Raw genomic sequence first — 22,176 nt, 5'->3', positions numbered from 1 at the left:
AGGAGTGAACATTTATGAAAATTTCGGTTTTTGGACTAGGTTATGTTGGTTTAGCAAATGCACTTTTAATGAGTCAAAAAGAAGAAGTAAAGGCATACGATATCGTTGAAACAAAAATCGATATGCTGCAAAAAAGACAATCACCTCTGGAAGATAAAGAAGTTCATGAATTTCTTGAACGAGATGATTTGAACGTAGAATTCACTAAAGATTTTGAAGAGGCTGTTTTATTTGGAGATTACTTAATTGTCGCAACACCAACGGATTACGACGAAAAGAAAAACTATTTTAATACATCTACAGTAGAAGATGTCATTGAAAAAGCTTTATTGATTCGTCCAGATGCAACATTTATCATAAAATCTACTGTACCGGTAGGATATACATTGGAATTGAAAGCAAAATTCCAAACTGAAAATATTATTTTTTCTCCGGAATTCTTACGGGAAGGTAAAGCATTGTATGACAATTTGCATCCTTCACGGATTGTTGTTGGAGAGTATTCTGATCGTGGACAAGAAGTTGCGAATATGTTTAAAGAGAATGCATTAGACGAGGATATTTCTGTTTTGTTGACACATTCAACAGAAGCAGAAGCCATCAAACTATTTTCAAATACGTATTTAGCTTTGCGTGTAGCTTATTTTAACGAATTAGATACCTATGCAGAGTCTCGTGGTTTAGACAGCCGACAAATCATTGAAGGAGTGGGATTAGATCCACGTATTGGATCACATTACAATAATCCTTCATTTGGTTACGGCGGTTATTGCCTACCTAAAGATACGAAACAGCTTCGAGCAAATTATGAAGATGTACCAAGCAACATTATCGGAGCCATTGTGGAAGCAAATACAACTCGTAAAGATTTCATAGCAGAACAAATTATTGCTAAAAATCCTAAAGTGGTCGGAATTTATCGATTAACAATGAAGGCCAATTCTGATAATTTCCGTTACTCATCAATTCAAGGTGTTATGAAACGGATCAAAGCAAAAGGAATCGAAGTGGTTGTTTATGAACCAACATTAGATGCGGAAGATTTCTTTAATTCTAAAGTGGTTAAAGACTTTGAAGAATTTAAAGCTATTTCAGATGTGATTGTATCAAACCGTGTTGAACCTTTGCTTAAAGACGTAGAGGACAAAGTTTATACGAGAGATATTTTTAGAAGAGACTAATCATAATAGCTTGATTTTTAGGAAGAGGAAATAATAATGAAAGGTATAATCCTAGCAGGTGGTTCAGGCACTCGTCTGTACCCATTAACTAAAGCGACATCGAAACAACTAATGCCCATCTACGACAAACCAATGATCTATTATCCGATGTCCGTCTTGATGTTGGCAGGGATCCATGAGATCTTGATCATTTCAACACCGCAAGATACACCAAGATTTCAAGAATTATTTGGTGATGGGAATGAATTAGGAATCCATATTGAATACGCAGTACAACCAAGTCCGGATGGTCTAGCCCAAGCTTTTATCATTGGAGAAGAATTTATCGGCAACGACAGTGTTTGTCTGGTATTAGGTGATAATATTTATTATGGTGGTGGCTTGTCACAAATGCTGCAACGTGCAGCGCAAAAAGAAACGGGTGCCACAGTGTTTGGCTACCATGTAAATGATCCGGAACGGTTTGGAGTTGTTGAATTTGATGACCAAAGGCAAGCCATCTCGATCGAAGAAAAACCGGAAGAGCCCAAATCAAATTATGCGGTGACAGGTCTTTACTTCTATGATAACGACGTGGTAGAGATCGCGAAAAAAATCAAACCATCGCCTCGTGGAGAATTAGAAATTACAGATATCAACCAAGCTTATTTGGAAAAAGGTAAACTGTCTGTTGAAGTAATGGGACGCGGCTTTGCTTGGCTAGATACCGGAACCCACGAATCATTGTTGGAGGCTTCGACGTTTATTGAAACGATTGAGAAACGACAAAATCTAAAAGTCGCTTGTTTAGAAGAAATCGCGTATCGGATGGGCTATATCACTAAAGAAAAACTGGTAGAATTAGCACAGCCATTGAAAAAAAATCAATACGGACGCTACCTGCTCCGTTTAGCAAATGAGGCGTAATCATGGGGAAAATCAAAGTAACCACTACCAAACTAACCGATGTGAAAATCATCGAACCTGCTGTTTTTGGCGATCACCGCGGCTTTTTTACAGAAAGTTATTCAGCGGTCGATTTTGAAGAAGCAGGTATTGCCTATGACTTTATTCAAGATAACCATTCTTTATCGACACAACCAGGCGTTTTACGTGGGCTTCATTTTCAAAAGGGTGAAGCGGCTCAAACAAAATTGATTCGTGTAGTGACTGGTGTGGTCTGGGATGTGATCGTTGATATCCGCAAAGGCAGTCCTACCTATGGGCAATGGGAAGGGTATCTTCTTTCGGAATACAATCACCGTCAATTACTGGTACCAAAGGGCTATGCGCATGGTTTTGTGACACTGACTCCAGATGTGAACTTCCTTTACAAATGCGATAATTATTACAATGCTGAAGCGGATGGTGGAATTGCCTTTGATGATCCAGATCTAGACATTAATTGGCCGATTGGTCGTGAACAAGCGATTATGTCGGAAAAAGATCATCATCACCCAACATTAAAAGTGTTCGAAGCAGAAAATCCATTTGTATATGGTGAGATCTAGAGTGAGGAGCAAGCTGAAATGAAAAAAATTATTGTTACTGGAGGAGCTGGGTTTATCGGTTCTAACTTTGTTCATTATGTCGTTAACAATCATCCGGACGTTCATGTGACGGTTTTGGATAAGTTGACCTATGCCGGCAATAAAGAAAATCTAGCCGGATTACCAGAAGACCGGGTAGAATTGGTGGTTGGTGATATCACTGATGCACCATTGGTAGATAAACTTGTTCAAGATACAGATGCTGTAGTGCATTATGCGGCAGAATCTCACAATGATAACTCATTGAAAGATCCGTTTCCATTTGTACAAACAAATCTGATCGGTACGTATACTTTGTTGGAAGCTTGTCGTAAGTATAATGTGCGTTACCATCATGTATCGACGGATGAAGTTTATGGCGATCTCCCACTGCGAGAAGATCTTCCAGGTCATGGAGAAGGAGCAGGAGAAAAATTCACCGCGGAAACAGCGTATAATCCTTCAAGTCCTTATTCTTCTACGAAGGCAGGTTCAGATCTTTTGGTTCGTGCGTGGGTTCGTTCATTTGGCTTACAGGCGACGATCTCTAATTGTTCCAATAATTATGGTCCATATCAGCATATTGAAAAATTTATCCCTCGTCAGATTACGAATATCTTAAGCGGTATTCGCCCTAAATTGTATGGTGAAGGAAAGAATGTCCGAGATTGGATTCATACAAACGATCATTCTTCCGCTGTTTGGTTAATCCTAACAAAAGGAAAAATCGGGGAAACTTATTTGATCGGTGCTGATGGTGAACAAGACAACAAGACTGTCTTAGAAATGATTTTAGAGGCTATGGGACAGCCGAAAGATGCTTATGATCAAGTCAAGGATCGCGCAGGACACGATCTCCGTTATGCCATTGATTCCACAAGACTCCGTGAAGAGTTAGGCTGGCAGCCAGAGTTTACTGATTTCCGAGAAGGCTTGGATGCTACCATCCAATGGTATACTGAAAATCAAGCATGGTGGCATGCGGGAAAAGCAGCTGTAGAAGCGGCTTATGCCAAGAACGATCAATAAAGAGCAACAGCAAATAAAGCAGGAGTGATCCTGCTTTTTTGAAAGGATGGGAAAAATGTTTTTAATCACTGGCAGTAATGGACAACTAGGGACAGAATTACGTCATCTGTTAAATGAACAGATGCCTCAACAAGAAGTAGTGGCGACGGATCGAGATGAATTGGATATCACCGATGCCCAACAGACAAAGACATTTATTAAAGAATTGAAGCCTTCAGTCATTTTTCACTGTGCCGCTTACACCGCAGTAGACAAAGCTGAGGACGAAGGCAAAGAGATAGATGAACGAATCAATGTCGAAGGAACGAAAAATGTTGCTTTGGCCGCAAAAGAAGTCGGAGCAACATTGGTGTACATCAGTACCGATTATGTGTTTGACGGCACGAAAAAAGACGGCGAGTATCAGGTCGATGATCCGACACATCCATTGAATGAATATGGCCGTACCAAGTTGTTAGGAGAACAAGCTGTTCAAGAAACCTTGGAGGATTATTATATCATTCGAACATCATGGGTATTTGGTCAGTACGGACATAATTTTGTATTTACCATGCAAAAACTAGCGGAGTCACGGGATACATTAACTGTGGTCAATGACCAATTTGGGCGACCAACATGGACCAGAACTTTAGCGGAATTCATGCTTTTTGTCATTGAAAAGAAAGCGCCATATGGTGTGTATCATTTGTCAAACGACGGGGTGTGTTCATGGTACGAATTTGCTAAAGAAATCCTCAAAGACAATCAGAAAGTTACTGTTTTGCCTGTCACCTCTGAAGAATTCCCACAAAAAGCAGAACGTCCACAATATTCAGTGATGGATCTGAGCAAAGCAAAGAACATAGGTTTTGAGATACCTAGTTGGCAAGAAGCTTTGGCGAAGATGCTTCACCATTGAGGATGATAAATATAAATGAATAATAAAGCAAAAAATTTATTTAGAAATCTTAGATATACAATATCGGCTAATTTATCGATATTAATAATATCAGTAGTTTTAAATTTATTTGTTCCTCGGATTTTGGGAATCAAGGAATATAGCTACTGGCAATTGTATGTATTTTATTCAAGCTATGTAGGTTTTTTGCATTTTGGTTGGCTTGATGGAATATACCTAAAAATAGGTGGGGAAGAGTATGACAATTTAGATAAGGTTAGTTTAAATGTCCAGTTTTGGTATTTATTTGTATCGCAAATATTTATTGCTTTCGGAATCGTCCTATATGTATTATTAAGACATGACTCTGGAGAAAAGAGTCTAATCTTACTCTGTACAGCTGTAGTTACCATCATTACGAATTTAAGAATGTTTATCTTATATATTTTTCAATCAACGAATAGAATTAAAGAGTATGCTAACCTTTCTCGCTTCGATAGATATATATATATAGTCTTTATTTTTATATACTTGTTTCTAGGGGGAAGAAGTTTTGTTGTTTTAGCAGTAAGTGACATATTTTCAAGATTAATAGTAACCTTATGGGGAATATATCAGATTAATGATATTGTTTTTAATAAGGTGAAAAGGGGGAAAAAATATTTTTCTGAAATACTTGAAAATATAAAAATTGGTAGTAACCTAATGATTAGTAATATTGCAAGTATGCTGATTATTGGGATTACAAGGTTACTTGTGGAAAATAAATGGGATATAGAAACTTTTGGTAAACTGTCATTTACTTTAAGTATTTCGAATATGTTTATGACTTTTATAAACGCTGTTGGTATTGTGATTTTTCCTTTATTACGACGTACGAATCGTAGTAATTTAAAAATTCTTTATGAGCAAATCAGAACAGTATTTGTTCCACTTACTTTTTCGTTGTTACTCTTTTTTAATCCTATACGAATAATTTTAGAAAACTGGCTCCCAGCATATAAAGACAGTCTAAGATTTATGGGCGTTTTATTTCCAATGGTTATTTATGAAGGAAGAATGTCTCTGTTAATAAATACCTATTTAAAAACAATCCGAAAAGAGAAATATATATTGCTGGCCAATATGGCTTCTTTATTGTTAACTATAGTTCTTTCAGTGATTACTATTTTTTATTTTAACAATATTGATTTAGTAGTTTTAGGAATAATGATCTGCTTAGCTTTCCGATGTATTTTAGCTGAATTATTGTTAAGCAAAGTACTAGAGATAAATATTGTGGGTAATCTTATTCAGGAAATAATTATAACAATTATTTTTATAGTATCAAATATGTTACTTTCTAATTTAGTAAGTTTTATTTTATTTTTGATTTGCTTCTCTATTTATATTGCCATTAATACTAATAAAATCAAAGTTAGTTTCAAGCAGTTAGTATCGGCAATACGTGGATAATATAAGGAATTTATTGATGTAACGCTACATTTTTATGTGAGAGATATGTTTTAAACTAGTTGAAAAAAGACCACGTTGAATACTCGATGATATGCTCCCCCTATATAGGACACTGAAATATAAAAGTCCTGTATAGGGGGTATTTTGTATGCCAAAAAGAAAGATGAAACTCACTCTAGAAAAACGAGTAGATGGAATGGCAACAGTTTTTTTGACAAATTTTATAAGGTGCAGAACTTCTTTCCGTATGCTATTCCGATTGTCCTTGACAATGAGCCTCCTCGGATGTGACGATCTTCGGCAGGAGCTAACAGTTAAAGTTAGACTGCCTCGCTAGCGTTAGCACATCCGAGCTCATTATCAAGGATTCGCTGCGCCAATCTCTGGTTACGGTAACCAACCGGTGTCTCGTAGCCAAGTGTACCGTGCAACCGAAGGTGGTTCCACCAATTGACATAGTCAAATAACTCCAAATCCAATTGTTGTAAGGTTTCAAATGTGTATTGATAGACAAATTCTACTTTCAACGACTTGTAAGTTGGTTCAGCTACGGCATTATCAAAAGGACAGCCTTTATGACTTAATGATCGATTGATATCAAAAGTTGTTAATAATTCATCAATAGCTTGGTTATCAAACTCTTTTCCACGATCAGTATGAAAAATCTCAACCTCTGTCAGAGGTTGTTTGATACGGCTAAATGCTTTTTTTACTAGAACGGCATCTTTATGTTCTCCACAAGAATAGCCGAGAATTTCTCGATTGAACAGATCCAAAATGAAACAGACATAATTCCATTTTTTCCCGACTCGTACATAAGTCAAGTCTGTTACGATCGCTTCTAATGGGTTGTCTCTTAAGAATTTACGATTCAATACGTTTGTCGTTTTGGCTTCATTGCAAGTAGAATGATGTACTTTAAAATAAGCAACAGTATAGCTCGATTTTAATCCTCTATTTTTCATGATTCTACTAATTTTTCGTCGGCTGATCTGAATGCCTCGTTTTGATAAGGCTTTTTTTATTTTTCTTGAGCCGTAGGCCTTTCGGCTGCGGATAAATTCTTCAGCGACTACTTCTTCAAGTTCTGATTCATCTTTCTTTGGTTTTGATTGATAATAATAGGACTGACGTGATAGACCTAATATTCTGCACATCGCTGATATAGGGTAAAGATGCTTATTCGCATCGATTACTTGTCTCTTCGTCCGAATATCAGCGCTGCTTGCTTTAAAATATCATTTTCCATTTCTAATTGCTGGTTTCTTTTACGTAGTTCTAACAATTCTTTTTGTTCAGGCGTAAGATTATCTTTTTCTTTGAATGAACCACTCGTTTTAGATTGCTTTACCCATTTGTCAAATGCTGAAGCCGTTAGTTCATATTCTCGAATGATTTCTACACGTGGCTTTCCAGCTAAGTAAAGATTGACGATTTGTTGCTTGAATTCTTGTGAAAAAGTTCTTCGTGTTCTCTTAGACATAAAAATTCCTCCTGGTATGTTTTCTTCTAGTCTACACACCTTAATTTTTCTGTCTAGTTAATTGTAGCCTATCCAATTACCAAAAAACAGTAAAGGTGTGTTTAGCGAAACAGCGCAAACAGTCACCTACATCTACACAAAAAGTCCGGTACCAGCAGCGGATGTAACGGTGGAGTATGTAGACACAGAAGGTAACGAAATTCATGCTTCCCAAATCCTATCAGGAAATGTAGGCGAACCTTACGATGCTAGCACAGAAAAATACTAAATATCAATCAACGACTACGTCTTAGATCGAAGTCGTTTGCCACAAAATGCGAAAGGAACATTCGGCAAGCTGGGGGCAACTGTGACGTACGTTTATACAAAAGAACAAGCTGCAACAGTTGATAGTTCTGATAATAGAGAAAAAGCTCCTGTGCAAACTGTTGTTTCGAAAAAAAGCGCTTCTGCACAAAGATTGCCGCAAACCGATGAGCAGGGGACGTTGTTCCCATTTGTAGTTGGTTTGTGCTTTATCGCCACGGCAAGCTGGCTTTATTTTAAAAAGCGAAAGTAACAATTGATTAAATCATCGGGGAAAGGCGTTACTGACTAAAAAAAGGACAGCTGCGATTCAGCTGTCCTTTTTGTTGCTTATTTACCTAAAAATGAAATGAACCCAAGGGAATCATAAAGAAAATGGCAGATCCAGCTGACCCATACGCTATTGGATTTTTTCCAAACGTAGTTGAGTGCCAATCTGGCAGGCATCAAGGTGATCAATAATTGTGCTGGATGAAAACCGTACGCTGGGATGTGCCACAAAGCGAATAGCACACTGCAAATGACGGAAGACCAGAAGAAAGAGAGTCCTTTTTTCTGTAAAGCCAACAAGAGATTGGTGCTAAGCAATTCTTCCCCCATGAGCATGAAGGGAACTTGTAGAAAGACCATTTGGACGGTGATAGTCTCGCTGATCGAATTAGTTGTCGGTTGTCCAAAAATAGCGGCATAAATAAAGGAAAAGAACACGCCAGTCAAAATGACGAAAGGCACACCCCATAATAAAACAATGAAACGAAAATGCTTGAATTGTTCCAAAAAGGTCCTTCGTAAGAGGAAGTACCCTGCACCAAATGCCAAAATCACATTCCATACAGTACCAACGATGGATAAAACGGAATCGCTTAGGGGTGTATAGGGAAGCATTTGATAGGTTAAACCGATGACTAATGTGAGAATAAATAAATACATTGCTGACTTGTGTTTCATTTTGAACACATCCTTTAAAGTAATTGCCACAAGCTGAATTATAAACAGAAAAAACATCAAAGTACAAAAAGATATCTCTCATTATTTTTAAACGAAAATAAAAAGGAGTGAATACGATATCATGACTGACAGGCTTGATTTTATTAGTATCAGAATAAAAGATTTCTAAGAACAATTCTCAAAAATGGTGAACAAAAAGAGAAGTTTATAAGAATCTCTGTAACACTGTTGAAATATTATTACGCTTATGTTACATTTTGTTTACGTTATTATGTTTTAGGGAGAATGTTTATGAAGAAATCAAGCAATTATTCAAATAATTCACAACATAAAGAAGCGATGTCTGAAAAACAAGCACCTTTTTCAAGGGTCGAATCACATCAAAAGCAAACAACGGGAACGGCAAAACGCACGCAAACCACCAATCGTCAAGTTTCTAAAAAGAAGCCAACCCATCGTAAGTATCTCTTTTCATTGATGACGCTTCTGACAATTGTCATTATCGCCACTGGCGGCTATATCGCCTTTACGTTGAAGCAGCAAGAAGCCTTGGCACGGGAAAAATATGAGGCTGCTGCTGAAAAGTTATTGGCATCGATCCAAGAAGAACAAGTTAAAGAGGGAATCCCAGCAAAACTCGAAACATTGTCTAATGGGGACAAGAAAGAATTGATTTTCCGACCAAAAGAAGAAAGTACGATTCCTGTCAAAGATGCAAGCAAGAAATTGTCGACCATGGCGAACAAATTATGCAAAAAACACACCGACAAAGAGACAGTCACTGTTGCTCGGATTGAAGCACAAGCTGTCGCATCGAAAGTGTCAACCTATTCTTTAAAAGCGGACAGCTATGTTTGGAATCGGGAAACTGGTCGCTTTGAAGATGCGGATAGCGTGGTTGCCGATCCAATTTTTATTTCCGAGAAAACCGGCAATGAATTATCCTTGAAAGACTTGGTTCCAGACGAGGGCAGCTTGCTAGGGATCCAGCAAGTCATTCAGCAAAAGATTTTAGACCAAGCCAAGGAACCTGATAAAGTCATTGATGCGGTCTTGGCGATGGATCGAATCACCTATGAGTCGAAATTTACGTATGATCCTGAAAAATTAACGATCCAGTTGCCCCAAAATCAAACTGGCGTATCTGAGATCACGTTGGCGTACAAAGAGATTGCACCGTTTATTGATCCGGAACTTGTTAATGCGGATCAATTGAAAGAGCAACAATCGACATTGGACCAAAACAAAAAATATGTTGCACTGACTTTCGATGATGGCCCTAACGACACAACCACATTAGATCTTTTGAAGATTTTAAAGGACAACGATGTCAAAGCAACGTTTTTTGAATTAGGACAAATGGTGGATCGATATCCTGAAGTATCGAAAAAAGTCCATGAGGAAGGGCATGAAATTGCCAGTCACTCCTATTCACATCCGCAATTAAATACGTTGTCGCCGGAGGATGTCAAAGCTGAAATAACTAAGACCGACAAAGCAATCTATCAGGCAACAGGAGTCTTACCTAAGAATTTGCGCCCGCCGTATGGGGCGATCGATCAACAGAGCGCCCAAGCGGCAGGAAAATCGATCATTCAATGGAGTGTTGATACCGAGGATTGGAAGCTAAAAGATCCGAACAAAATTTTGAAGGTCGTACAAAATAATGTCTACGATGGTTCAATAATTCTGCTCCATGATATTCATCCGAAATCCGTTCAAGCCGTACCTGGTATTATTCAAACGCTGAAAGCGCAAGGCTATGAATTTGTGACGGTGGATCAATTGCTCAATGGCAACCAAAAACCAATGTATCAATACTTTGGAGCGACAGACGAACGTAGTGTTAGCTAATAGCTGAAAAAGGAAGTGATGATTGCCATCACTTCCTTTTTTTATTAACGAACGCTGCAGTTGCCGCTTTATCACTCGGAGGAGGCAAATGCTTGGAGATAATCTTCATCCAATAGCAAAGCAAAATCATCGGCAAGGGCTTCTTGATCCAGTTCTCGCATAATAGCCAACATCTTTTGCGTGATCGTTTCACCAGCTTTTTGATCGCCGGTTCTTATGAGCAACACGCCTTGGAAAAACTTGCAGACGGTTTGGTGGAAAAATTCTTTGTAGTCTGTCGCTAAAAGTTTCAATTGGACAACGAGAACTTCCGTCGCATCGTACTGCTGGTGTTTTAGCGTATATTCAATCAAATTGATCAGCAAGGCGCAGTAGATTTCACGACCTTTTTCCATATCGATGTAGTACTCGAGCATCTTGGATACTTTTTTGAAAAAGAGGAAATTATGGTCGTTGTCCAGAAGATCGATGGTGTTGCCAAATAGTTGGATTTCTTGTAACGTCCAGCTCTCAACATCAATGAGGTAAGAAGTGATCGTTTGGCGATCGCATTCTAAAACAGCACTTTGTCGATAGACCCCATGTTTTGCCAAGCATTGTAGCATGCGAATTCGCGAGCGAACCTCTGCAATACGGATATTGTTCAGTCTACTAGTGGTTTGTTGTAGTTCCTGTAACAGCTTTTGTAAATTTGGCAGATCGTGTTTGTTTGAATATTGATTATACCGATGATTATAGCTGTTTTGCTCATCCAGGCGATAGCCATTCGCGATATAGAGAAATTCATCGATATCCATTGAGAGATTTTCTAAAATTTGCAACAGCAAGTTGGCAGCAATTTGATGCTTGCCTTTTTCGAACTCGATGGCATAAGACTTTGAAATAATCGTGCCATAGACTTCTTTTTGGGTGAAGCCTTTTTTCAATCGAATTTGTCTGATCGTTTCGCCATACATAAGAAAGCCTCCGCTCTCGTTGAATTAATGAAATCATGTATCCTCATTATAGTAAAGTAAAGCCAATAGAGGAATCTAAAAGGTCTTTTATTTCAGACTTTCCTTGATTTGGTGGAAGAAATCGTTCAGTAATCTTTGTGATAGAGGATCCTCAAAGGGGGATCGTAGAAAAGCGTGAGAACATTCGGTTCTCACGCTTTTTTTAGACAAAACTGAGGCAGATCAATAGAAAAATCATTACTAGCCAATGCATCGTTTATTGCTCCTTAAGTCGTATTAGAAGAAGCCAATTGGGCAGCGGTGTTTCCTTCTTACCAACAAGTATAACCGCTTAAAGTAGAATGAACGTTTACGTCCGAAATGTAGGACCAAATAACTAGGTGAGGATGAAAAGCAGTGAAGAGCAACTGAAGAAATAATCGTTCATAATAGTGCAACGTTGATTTTGATAGAATAGTTTCATTCTTTTTTCACAGAACTTTCTGCCAGCGTTTCGATTCCTTTTTTTCGTTAGCAAGAGTTATTTTAGGTGATATCGTGAAAAACGTATAAATTATTTTTGTTTTTTTATTTGCGGAGGTAAAAAACGAGGTTAAAATCATGAAAAACACAATCATCATTTTTCTCTATCCCAGTGTATAAACATGCAATTGAAATCGTATTCATTATATTGATTAAATATAAAAAAAAGAAAGGTTAACTGACGAAAAAAGGCAATATTTTATCATTATACATTTGTTTATAAGATAAATATAAATAATTTCTGCTTGTTTATAAAATAAACCTTTTGTGTTTTGAAAGGTGAAATTCAGTGTTTTTTTAATTATTTATCGTGTTTATAATTTGTTGGAAAGAAATAAATTTGCTAGAATTTTGGTACACAGTGTGTTCGTTTAGTTATTTTATTTTTTAGTTTCACAAGAGTGAGCTAATGTGCTTCTAAACTATTTGAACAAAAATCACTGGGTTTTTCAGAAAGCATGCGAAAAAATCTTCGCCTTGCGATCGGTTACTTTTTGTTTTCTCTCTATGCCTTTTGGTGTTGGGTTGAAATAGATTTTCATCTGGTTTTAAAGGGGGAAAGAAGGATTCCAGAGATCATCAGTTTTATCTTTTGTCGGTTAAATTTTTTTCGAACAGGAGGAGAATGAATGAAAGGCATTAATTATAAAAAGCTCATGGATTCAAAGAAAAACACACGCGTTCGAACAAAGAAAAATATTATTGCGAATTTAACTGTCAGTGGAATGTTGTTGACAAGTACGGTGGTTGTGCCAGCAAGTTTGTTATGGGCACCAACGACGGTTGAAGCTGCTTTGGTTTCAGCTGAACTTTTCTCAGATATCACAGCGTCTAATAACTCAGGCACGAGTGCGTCTGCACCTTATGCAACTCCTGGTGCAACGAACCAAGTCAATTTCTCGATTTCTGGATCGAATGCAGTAACGGTTGATGTCTTGAATGGGGATAAAGTCGCGGTTGTTGGGGTTCCTCAAGGCCTTACTGGTTTGGTTCAACCGGCAGGGAATGCATCGATTTCCACCAATGTGATACTCCAACTGGGGAATTTCCCAGCCTTGCAAACATTGATCGGTACAGTCACACCAGCAGTCAATACCTTGATCAGCACGGTGGATGGAATCGTCAATCAAAATTTAGCTGATGCACTTGATATTCCGCCAACAATCGTTGGCGGCTTGCCAAATCCGTTGTATACAGCGGCTTCAATCGTGGATGTTAGCCAAGTGATTTCCGTCAACTTAGATGAAATCACTACCCAGTTAGACTTATTAAATCAACTTGGACAATTTGGCCAAGCGAATTTTGAAGTTCCAGCTGGATTAACCGATAACGAACGTGCCCTGATTGCCAATGTGGATGATGGTTTATTTATCGTTATCAATCAACGCATCAATCAAATTCTCGATAATTTACAAGCAGCCCAGATTCAAGTCAGTATTTTGGATGGTGCAAGTGGGATTCCAGGCATCGGTACCTTGATCGGTCAAATCAATACGTTGGTACAAAGTACCGTTAATACAGCTAAAGCCACTTTAAACGCAACGGTTGAAACGGCACAAACAGTCTTCAATGCAACGACAGATTTAGCAGATCAAATCGCTTCTGCATCTGTTTTAGGTCAAACCAATGTAGTCATTCCAACGAATGTCACCAGTCCGACCTATGCACAATTGGTTGAAAACGGCGTGGCGAATCCATCTAATCCTTACGAAGCCCGCTTCGAAGGAACGATGTCTCAACTTGATTTGATCACCATTGATTTATTTACGGATGCTGACGGCAATAACTCGATTTGGTTTGCGCCAGATACACCAGAAGATCAAACCGATACACCAACAATCAATCCATTGACAGCAGGGGAAACGACGATCAGCGGAACAGCTGAGCCAGGCGCAGCCATCACATTGGCGATCAACGGCGGTGCACCTATTACCACAACCGCAGATGGTGACGGCAATTGGACGACCGATGTCCCTGAATTGGTAGAAGGTGATACAGTCACAGCAGTAGCGGAAGCGGATGGGGAATCAGCGAGTGAACCTGCGACGGCAACGGTAGCAGCACCAGTGGTTAATGCCCCAACGGCTTCGATTACAGGAAACAGCACCGATGGGTATCCTGTGACGGGGACAGCCGCAGCAAATGCAGCCATTGAAATCACCAATGCCGAGGGTGAAGTCGTTGGCACTGGTACGGCAAATGAGAACGGCAACTACAGTATCACGTTGAACCCAGCAGATGTAGCAGAAAATGAAAACTTGAATGTTGCTGCAATCGTTACTGCTGGCGGTCAAACTTACCGCAGTGGCAATACGCCAATCGTCGTTCCAGCAGACGATGCCGAGCAACAAACGGGAACACCAACGATCCAACCAGTGACTGCCGGGGATACAAGCGTCAGCGGAACGGCTGAGCCTGGTGCCTCGATTACTGTGACGGTCAACGGTGCCGATCCGATCGTGACGGAAGCCGATGAAGAGGGCAATTGGCGTGTTGATGTGGACGAAGTGTCAGAGGGCGATACGGTTTCAGCTGTCGCCGAACTAGCAGGACAAACACCAAGTCAGCCAGCAAGTACCACCGTGTCTGCCTTGACGGTCAATGCCCCAACAGCTTCGATCACAGGAAATAGTCAAGAGGGCTATCCAGTGACTGGAACAGCTGCACCAAATGCGGCCATTGAGATCACCAATGCGGATGGCGAAATTGTCGGAACAGGTACCGCCAATGAGAATGGTGTTTATACAGTCACGTTAGATCCAGCGGATGTTGACGCGGAAGAAACCCTGAATGTGACAGCGGTTGTGACCGCTGGCGGCGAAACCTATCGAAGCAACCCAACACCTGTTGTGGTGCCTGCAGATATCCTGCAGACGGAAACACCAACGATCGATCCAGTCAGTGCTGGAGATACGACCGTTAGTGGGACAGCGGAACCGGGGGCAACGGTAACGATCACGCTTCCTGAAGGCGATCCAATCACGGCTGAAGCCGATGATGAAGGCAACTGGGAAGCAACGGTTCCTGAATTATCAGAAGGCGATTCCGTGACCGTCGTAGCTGAGTCTGAAGGCAAAGTTCCGAGTGCCCCAATCACCGTGAGTGTAAACGGTTTAACCGTGGCGGCGCCAACGGCTACGATCACCGGAAATAGCACAGATGGGTATCCAGTAACGGGAACAGCGACTGCCAATGCAGCAATTGAAATTTTGAATGAAGCAGGAGAGGTCGTTGGTAGCGGAACAGCTGATGAGGATGGTAACTTCACGATCACCCTTGATCCTCAAGAGGTGACAGCTGGCGACAACTTACGAGTGGAAGCGATCGTGACGGCTGGTGGTGAAGATTATCGCAGTACAGGCACACCGCTTGTAGTTCCTGCAGATGATGTAGAAAATTTAACTGAAACACCAACGATCGACCCAGTAACAGCTGGGGATACGACCGTCAGCGGAACGGCTGAACCAGGGGCAACTGTGACGATCACGCTGCCTGAAGGCGATCCGATCACGGCAGAAGCCGATGACGAAGGCAACTGGGAAGCGACGGTTCCTGAATTATCAGAAGGCGATACGGTAACAGTCGTTGCCGAAGCTGAAGGCAAAGAGCCAAGTGCACCGATTACCGTGACCGTTGATGGTGTTACGGTCAGTGCACCGAGCGCTTCCATCACAGGCAATAGCACGGATGGTTATCCAGTCAGCGGAACAACGACACCGAATGCGGCCATTGAGATTTTGAATGAAGCAGGCGATGTTGTTGGTAGCACGACGGCGGATGACACGGGTGCTTATACCGTGACCTTAGATCCAGCCGATGTGGCGCCAGAAGAAGCCTTGCAGGTGGTGGCAGTTGTGACAGCGGGCGGTCAAGACTACCGCAGTAATGCCACACCAATCACGGTACCAGCAGACATTGAACAAACAGGGACACCAACGATCGATCCGGTCACAGCAGGTGATACCACGATTAGCGGAACGGCAGAACCAGGGTCGACGGTTACTGTGACGATCACCGATCAAGAACCAGTAACGGCTGAAACGGATGACGAAGGAAACTGGCTTGCGGAAGTGCCAGCAGTCTCTGGTGGTGATACAGTCACAGTCGTTGCGGAAGCCGAAGGCAAAGAGCCAAGCGCGCCAGTCAGCGTTGGAGTCAATGGAGTCACCGTTGCAGCACCAACAGCGATCATCAGCGGCAATAGTACCGATGGCTATCCAATCACGGGGACTGCTCCAGCGAACGCAGCGATCGAAGTGTTGAATGAGTCAGGCGATGTGATCGGTACTGGGACAGCCGATGGGGATGGAAACTATACGGTAACCATCGCACCATCCGATGCAGCACCAGAAGAAACCTTGTCTGTCGTTGCGATCGTTACAGCAGGCGGAGATCAGTACCGCAGTCCTGCCACACCGGTGACGGTCCCAGCAGATGAGCTTGAACAAACAGCATCACCAACCATCGACCCAATCAATGCCGGGGATACGACGATCAGTGGGACCGCAGAACCAGGCGCTACGGTGACGGTAACGATCCCAGGTGAAGAACCTGTTACTGGTGAAGCCGATGACGAGGGGAACTGGACAGTTGAAGTTCCTGAAGTTTCTGAAGGAGAAACCGTCACAGTGGTCGCACAAGCACCAGACAAAGACCCAAGTGCACCGATCAGTGTTGGAGTCAATGGGTTGACGATCGCTACACCAACCGCGACGATCAGCGGCAATAGTACCGCAGGTTACCCAGTAACGGGAACGGCACCAGCCAATGCAGCCATCAAAATCTTGAATGCCGATGACGAGGTCATAGGTACTGGCACCGCCAATGACGAAGGCCAATATACGATCACGTTAACGAGTAATGACGCGTCTCCAGCTGAAGCCTTACGGGTGGTGGCGGTAGTCACAGCCGGTGGTCAAGAGTACCGCAGTGCGGCTGCACCAATCACAGTACCTTTGGATCAAACTGCAGTCCCAACGATTGAATCGGTGACAGCCGGCGACACGACCATCAGTGGTACGGCTGAACCTGGCGCGACAGTCTCAGTCACGATTGGTGACGCAGAGCCAGTCACTGCCGAAGCGGATGACGAAGGCAATTGGACGGCAACTGTGCCCGAGGTTTCTCAAGGAGAAATTGTTTCTGTGGTAGCGACCCTTGATGGGGAAACACCAAGTGATGCAGCTACGGTCGTCGTAAATCCACTCACTGTGGCGACACCGACAGCAGCGATCAGCGGCAATAGTTCGGAGGGGTATCCAGTAACCGGAACGGCCACGCCAAATGCAGCGATTGAGATCTTAAATGCAGCCGGTGAGGTTGTTGGTAGCGGTGAAGCAAATGAGGAAGGTGCTTACAGCATCACATTGAGCAGCGACGATGTTAATCCTTCAGAAGCACTTCAGGTGGTGGCAGTGGTAACAGCTGGCGGCGATGAGTACCGCAGTGCGCCGCTCTCCATCGTGGTACCAGCAGACCAAACGACCACCCCAACGATCGATCCAGTGCAAGCAGGTGATACATCCGTCGGAGGAACTGCCGAACCTGGTTCAACGGTGACGGTAACGATTCCTGGAGAAGATCCAGTGACTGCCGAAACGGATGAGGAAGGCAATTGGACAGTCACCGTACCAGAACTTTCAGAAGGCGACACGGTCACAGTGGTTGCTGAAGCTGAAGGCAAAGACCCAAGTGCACCAATCAGTGTTGGTGTCGGTGCCTTGAACGTGGCTGCACCAACCGCAACGATCACGGGCAACAGTACTGACGGCTATCCAGTCACAGGAACAGCACCAGCCAACGCAACCATTGAAATCTTAAATGCTGCCAATGAAGTGGTAGGCAGTGGTACTGCCAATGGAGACGGTGAGTATACGATCACCTTGACAGAAGGTGTTTCACCAGCAGAAACCTTGCGAGTGGTGGCTATCGTATCAGCCGGCGGTCAAGACTATCGCAGTCCGGCAACTACTATCGTGGTGCCAGAAGATAACGCAGAAGACCAAACAGCGGCACCGACTGTCGCACCAGTGATTGCTGGGGCTACAACCGTTAGCGGAACGGCTGAACCTGGGGCAGATGTAACGGTTGAACTACCAAACGGCGATACTGTTACAGTGGCAGCGAATGACGAAGGTGAGTGGACGGCAACTGTGCCGACGGTTTCTCTGGATGATGTCTTGACAGTTACTGCCTTGGCAGACGGCAAAACAGAAAGTTTACCAGTAACAGTGACGGTGCAAGGGCTGATCGTGGCAGCACCAACGGCAACGATTTCTGGCAATAGTGCAGATGGCTATCCAGTAACTGGTACAGCACCAGCTAATGCGTCAATCGAAATCTTAAATGCTGATGATCAAGTAATTGGCACAGGGACGGCCAATGAGAATGGTGTTTACACCGTTACCTTGACCAGTGAAGAGGCATCAGCAGGAGAAACGGTCCGTGTCATTGCCATCGTTTCAGCAGGTGGGGATGACTTCCGTAGTCAACCAACGGCTGTCGTGGTACCTGCGGATCAAACGACGACACCAACGATCAATCCAGCAGTTGCCGGCGCAACAGAAATTAGCGGGACAGCCGAACCAGGAGCAATAGTCAATGTGACGGTCGGTGAGCAAGACCCAATCTCAGCCGAAGTTGACGAAGAGGGCAATTGGCAAGTTGATGTGCCAGAGCTTTCCGAAGGGACGACTGTTACGGCAGTAGCAGAAGTAGAAAATGAAACACCAAGTACACCAGCAACGATCACAGTCGGTGCATTAACGGTGGCGGCTCCTAGTGCGTCCATCAGTGGCAATGCAGCCGAAGGTTATCCAGTGACCGGAACAGGACCAGCGAATGCGACCATCGAAATCTTGAACGAAGCTGGCGAGACAGTTGGAACGGGTACGACCAATGATGCAGGGCTTTACACGATCGATTTGACCAGTGAAAATGTCTCTCCTGAAGAAAACTTGACGGTAGTTGCGGTGGTCACAGCTGGTGGTACAGATTATCGTAGTCCAGCGACACCAATCATGGTGCCAGCTGAACCGGGTGAAAATCAAACAACGGCACCAACGGTTGATCCAATCAAAGCAGGCGATGAAACAGTTAGCGGAACGGCAGAACCAGGCTCAACTGTGACTGTGACACTACCTGACGGCACAGAAGAAACCGCCGAAACAGATGATGAGGGCAACTGGAGTGTCGATGTGCCTGAATTGTCTGAAGGGGATACCATCACAGTCGTCGCAGACAGTGACGGCAAAGACCCAAGTGATCCAATCACTGTCATCGTTGAAGGAGTGACTGTCGCAGCACCAACAGCTTCCATCAGCGGCAACAGCACGGATGGCTACCCAGTGACTGGTACAGCACCAGCCAATGCAGCGATCGAGATCTTGAACGCAGACAATGAAGTCGTTGGAACAGGCACTGCTGATGGGGACGGCAACTATACAGTGGCCTTAACTGCTGAAACTGTCGATCCAGAAGAAACCTTAAACGTCGTTGCCATCGTTACAGCTGGTGGGAAAGAGTACCGCAGTAATCCAACAGCGGTCATCGTACCAGCGGATACGGTAGTGGATCAGACAGCAGCACCAACGATCGATCCAATCACGGCGGGGGATACCAGCATCAGCGGAACGGCTGAACCAGGTTCAACCGTGACGATCACCGTACCAGATGCGGAACCAATCACGGCTGAAACGGATGACGAAGGCAATTGGACGGCAGAAGTACCAGAAGTTTCTGAAGGCGATGCAGTCACTGTTGTGGCACAATCACTTGACAAAGAGCCAAGCGCTCCAGTCACAGTTGGTGTGGGTGCGTTGACGGTCACTGCTCCTAGTGCAACTATCACAGGCAATAGCACGGATGGCTATCCAGTAACTGGAACGGCACCAGCCAATGCCACCGTGCAAATCTTGAATAGCGATGGACAAATCGTCGGTTCAGGAACTGCAGACGCAGAAGGAAGCTACAGCATCACTCTTGAACCAACAGCTGTTGCACCAGCGGAAAGCCTAACCGTCGTCGCAGTTCTGACAGCTGGCGGCAAAGAATACCGCAGTAATGCGACACCGATCGTGGTACCTTTGGATCAAGAAGAGCAACAAACTGCAACACCAACGATCGATCCAGTCAAAGCTGGCGATACGACGATCAGCGGGACTGCCGAACCAGGTTCAACGGTGACGGTAACGATTGGTGAAAATGAACCGATCACAACTGAAACGGACGAAGAGGGCAATTGGACAGTCGAAGTACCTGAAGTTGCGGAGGGTGATACCGTCACTGTTGTGGCACAATCCCCTGAAAAAGACCCTAGTGCACCAATCACAGTGAGTGTGGATGGCATCACGGTTTCAGCACCGACCGCTTCCATCACTGGCAATCCAGAGGATGGTTATCCAGTGACGGGGATGGCAGCACCAAATGCGGCGATTGAAATCGTGAATGAAGCGGGGGATGTCGTTGGATCAGGCAATACCGATGAAAATGGCAACTACACCATCACGCTCTCTGGTGAAGATGTTTCTCCTGAAGAATCATTGAACGTCGTTGCGATCATTACAGCCGGCGGCAAAGACTACCGTAGTAATGCGACACCAATTGTAGTGCCCGTTGAGAATACGATTGATCAAACCGCCACACCAATCATCGAACCAGTCACAGCTGGTGATACGACCATCAATGGTACTGCTGTACCGGGATCGACGGTCACCGTGACGGTAACGGGCGAAGAAGCGGTTGAAACCGAAGCAGATGAAGCAGGAAATTGGTCAGTGGAAGTTGCAGAAGTTTCTCGAGATGAAATCGTAACAGCAGTGGCGCAAAGTGAAGGAGAAACCACCAGTGAACCAGCAACGACCGTTGTTAATGGCATCACGGTCAACGCACCTTCAGCGTCCATTACGGGTAATTCCCAAGAAGGCTATCCAGTAGCCGGGAACGGGCCTGCCAATGCAGCGATTGAAATTTTGAATGAAGCGGGGGATGTCGTTGAAACAGGCACGACCGATGAAAATGGTGACTATACGATCACATTGACTAGTGAGGATGTCGCACCAGAAGAAAACTTATCGGTTGTGGCGATCGTCACTGCTGGTGGGGATGACTACCGCAGTAATCCGACACCAATCGTCGTACCTGTCGATGATGAAAGCATCAAGACAGATACACCAACCATTGACCCAGTTACGGCTGGTGATACAACGATCAGCGGAACGAGTGAGCCAGGTGCTACGATCACCGTTACCATCAGCGATCCGTTAACAAGTAGATTCCTGACCATCTTCGCGGCTGAAGGACCAATCACAACGATCGCCGATCAAAATGGTGACTGGGATGTTGAGTTATCCGCGGAAGCGACGGAAGGCGAAACCGTTACGGTTCTTGCTTTAGCCGAAGGCGAAACCTTAAGTGATCCGACGACGACCGTAGTCGGTGCCTTGACGGTTGACGCACCGGTTGCCACGATCACTGGCAATCCTACCGATGGCTATCCAGTCTTCGGGAATGGGCCAGCCAATGCGACGATCGAAATCTTGAATGAAGCGGGTGACGTTGTCGGAACTGGAACGACCAATGGGAATGGTGCCTTCAGCATCACATTAGACCCAGAGGATGTTTCACCAGAAGAAACCCTTAACGTTGTGGCTATCGTTACAGCAGGTGGCAGAGAATACCGCAGTGCAGCAACACCAATCGTGGTACCAACGGGTGACAATGGTACGGATGGTACCGACGGCACGGACGGTAGCAATGGCACGGACGGTACCAATGGAACGAATGGTACCGACGGAAGCAACGGCGCTTGGGGTAACTGGGGCAGTTGGGGGAACAACAACGGCAACGGTAGCAATAACAACCAAAGCTGGTGGGGAAGTAAGTACCTACCGAAAACGGGATCTGAAGGAACTTGGTATGCTTCACTGATTGGGGCAGCAGTCTTCGTTGTAGGAGGAATTGGTTTGTTCTTCAAAGCAAGAAAGAAAAAAGACCAACAAAAATAGCATGACTTTACCAGCGGAGTGGACATCCTCCGCTGGTATCTCTAGTGAACAAT

Annotated in this window: 13 protein-coding genes; 10 read left to right on the top strand and 3 right to left on the bottom strand. The window is 43.6% G+C overall.

Features of this window, described 5'->3' with window-relative positions:
- Positions 1–14: 14 nt before the first annotated feature.
- From IGJ74_RS11915 to IGJ74_RS11890, 6 genes are read left to right on the top strand one after another with little or no spacing between them, the layout of a single operon-like run.
- Complete coding sequence (locus IGJ74_RS11915) at positions 15–1,181, top strand: nucleotide sugar dehydrogenase (RefSeq protein WP_137231621.1); 1,167 nt, start codon at positions 15–17, stop codon at positions 1,179–1,181.
- A 36-nt stretch (positions 1,182–1,217) separates the two neighbouring features.
- Positions 1,218–2,087, top strand: coding sequence for a glucose-1-phosphate thymidylyltransferase RfbA (gene rfbA / locus IGJ74_RS11910; protein ID WP_074535085.1), 870 nt, complete (start codon positions 1,218–1,220; stop codon positions 2,085–2,087).
- 11 nt (positions 2,088–2,098) lie between these two features.
- Positions 2,099–2,671: a dTDP-4-dehydrorhamnose 3,5-epimerase gene (gene rfbC, locus IGJ74_RS11905; protein ID WP_308169238.1), complete on the top strand. Its 573-nt coding sequence runs from the start codon at positions 2,099–2,101 to the stop codon at positions 2,669–2,671.
- Between the two features lie 18 nt (positions 2,672–2,689).
- The gene (rfbB, locus tag IGJ74_RS11900; protein WP_074535087.1) at positions 2,690–3,718 is read left to right on the top strand and encodes a dTDP-glucose 4,6-dehydratase; all 1,029 of its coding nucleotides are present in this window, start codon (positions 2,690–2,692) and stop codon (positions 3,716–3,718) included.
- Between the two features lie 55 nt (positions 3,719–3,773).
- Entirely contained in the window at positions 3,774–4,616 is an 843-nt protein-coding gene (rfbD, locus tag IGJ74_RS11895; RefSeq protein ID WP_074535088.1) for a dTDP-4-dehydrorhamnose reductase, read from the top strand.
- Between the two features lie 15 nt (positions 4,617–4,631).
- Positions 4,632–6,050: a lipopolysaccharide biosynthesis protein gene (locus IGJ74_RS11890; protein ID WP_074535089.1), complete on the top strand. Its 1,419-nt coding sequence runs from the start codon at positions 4,632–4,634 to the stop codon at positions 6,048–6,050.
- Positions 6,051–6,370: 320 nt separating this feature from the next.
- Here the strand turns inward: IGJ74_RS11890 and IGJ74_RS11885 are convergent.
- Positions 6,371–7,533, bottom strand: a protein-coding gene (locus IGJ74_RS11885; RefSeq protein WP_139152374.1) for an IS3 family transposase whose coding sequence is annotated in 2 segments (ribosomal slippage) — positions 6,371–7,257 and positions 7,257–7,533 — 1,164 coding nt in all. Because the reading frame shifts where the segments join, the coding sequence is not laid out codon by codon here.
- 70 nt (positions 7,534–7,603) lie between these two features.
- On the opposite strand from IGJ74_RS11885, the gene IGJ74_RS11880 reads away from it, so the two are divergent.
- Both IGJ74_RS11880 and IGJ74_RS11875 read left to right on the top strand, forming a co-directional pair.
- Positions 7,604–7,801 (top strand): MucBP domain-containing protein, encoded by a 198-nt coding sequence (locus IGJ74_RS11880; protein WP_275855253.1) that lies wholly within the window; start codon positions 7,604–7,606, stop codon positions 7,799–7,801.
- A gap of 81 nt (positions 7,802–7,882) precedes the next feature.
- Positions 7,883–8,092 carry an LPXTG cell wall anchor domain-containing protein gene (locus IGJ74_RS11875; protein WP_413130541.1) on the top strand — a complete coding sequence of 70 codons (210 nt, stop codon included), beginning with the start codon at positions 7,883–7,885 and terminating at the stop codon, positions 8,090–8,092.
- A gap of 77 nt (positions 8,093–8,169) precedes the next feature.
- Here IGJ74_RS11875 and IGJ74_RS11870 read toward each other — a convergent pair whose 3' ends face one another.
- Positions 8,170–8,844 carry a CPBP family intramembrane glutamic endopeptidase gene (locus IGJ74_RS11870; protein WP_218193597.1) on the bottom strand — a complete coding sequence of 225 codons (675 nt, stop codon included), beginning with the start codon at positions 8,842–8,844 and terminating at the stop codon, positions 8,170–8,172.
- Positions 8,845–9,078: 234 nt separating this feature from the next.
- Here IGJ74_RS11870 and IGJ74_RS11865 point away from each other — a divergent pair, with 234 nt between their 5' ends.
- Positions 9,079–10,641 (top strand): polysaccharide deacetylase family protein, encoded by a 1,563-nt coding sequence (locus IGJ74_RS11865; protein ID WP_194199537.1) that lies wholly within the window; start codon positions 9,079–9,081, stop codon positions 10,639–10,641.
- 71 nt (positions 10,642–10,712) lie between these two features.
- Here the strand turns inward: IGJ74_RS11865 and IGJ74_RS11860 are convergent, their stop codons facing one another.
- On the bottom strand, positions 10,713–11,597 hold the full coding sequence (locus tag IGJ74_RS11860; protein WP_061054341.1) for a helix-turn-helix domain-containing protein: 885 nt from the start codon (positions 11,595–11,597) through the stop codon (positions 10,713–10,715).
- Between the two features lie 1,151 nt (positions 11,598–12,748).
- Here IGJ74_RS11860 and IGJ74_RS11855 point away from each other — a divergent pair.
- The gene (locus tag IGJ74_RS11855; protein ID WP_218192938.1) at positions 12,749–22,123 is read left to right on the top strand and encodes an Ig-like domain-containing protein; all 9,375 of its coding nucleotides are present in this window, start codon (positions 12,749–12,751) and stop codon (positions 22,121–22,123) included.
- The last annotated feature ends 53 nt before the right edge of the window (positions 22,124–22,176 follow it).

This window comes from Enterococcus sp. AZ009 (assembly GCF_050548785.1).
GTDB classification, from domain to species: domain Bacteria; phylum Bacillota; class Bacilli; order Lactobacillales; family Enterococcaceae; genus Enterococcus_D; species Enterococcus_D entomosocium.
This window is presented reverse-complemented; position numbering and strand designations above follow the sequence as displayed.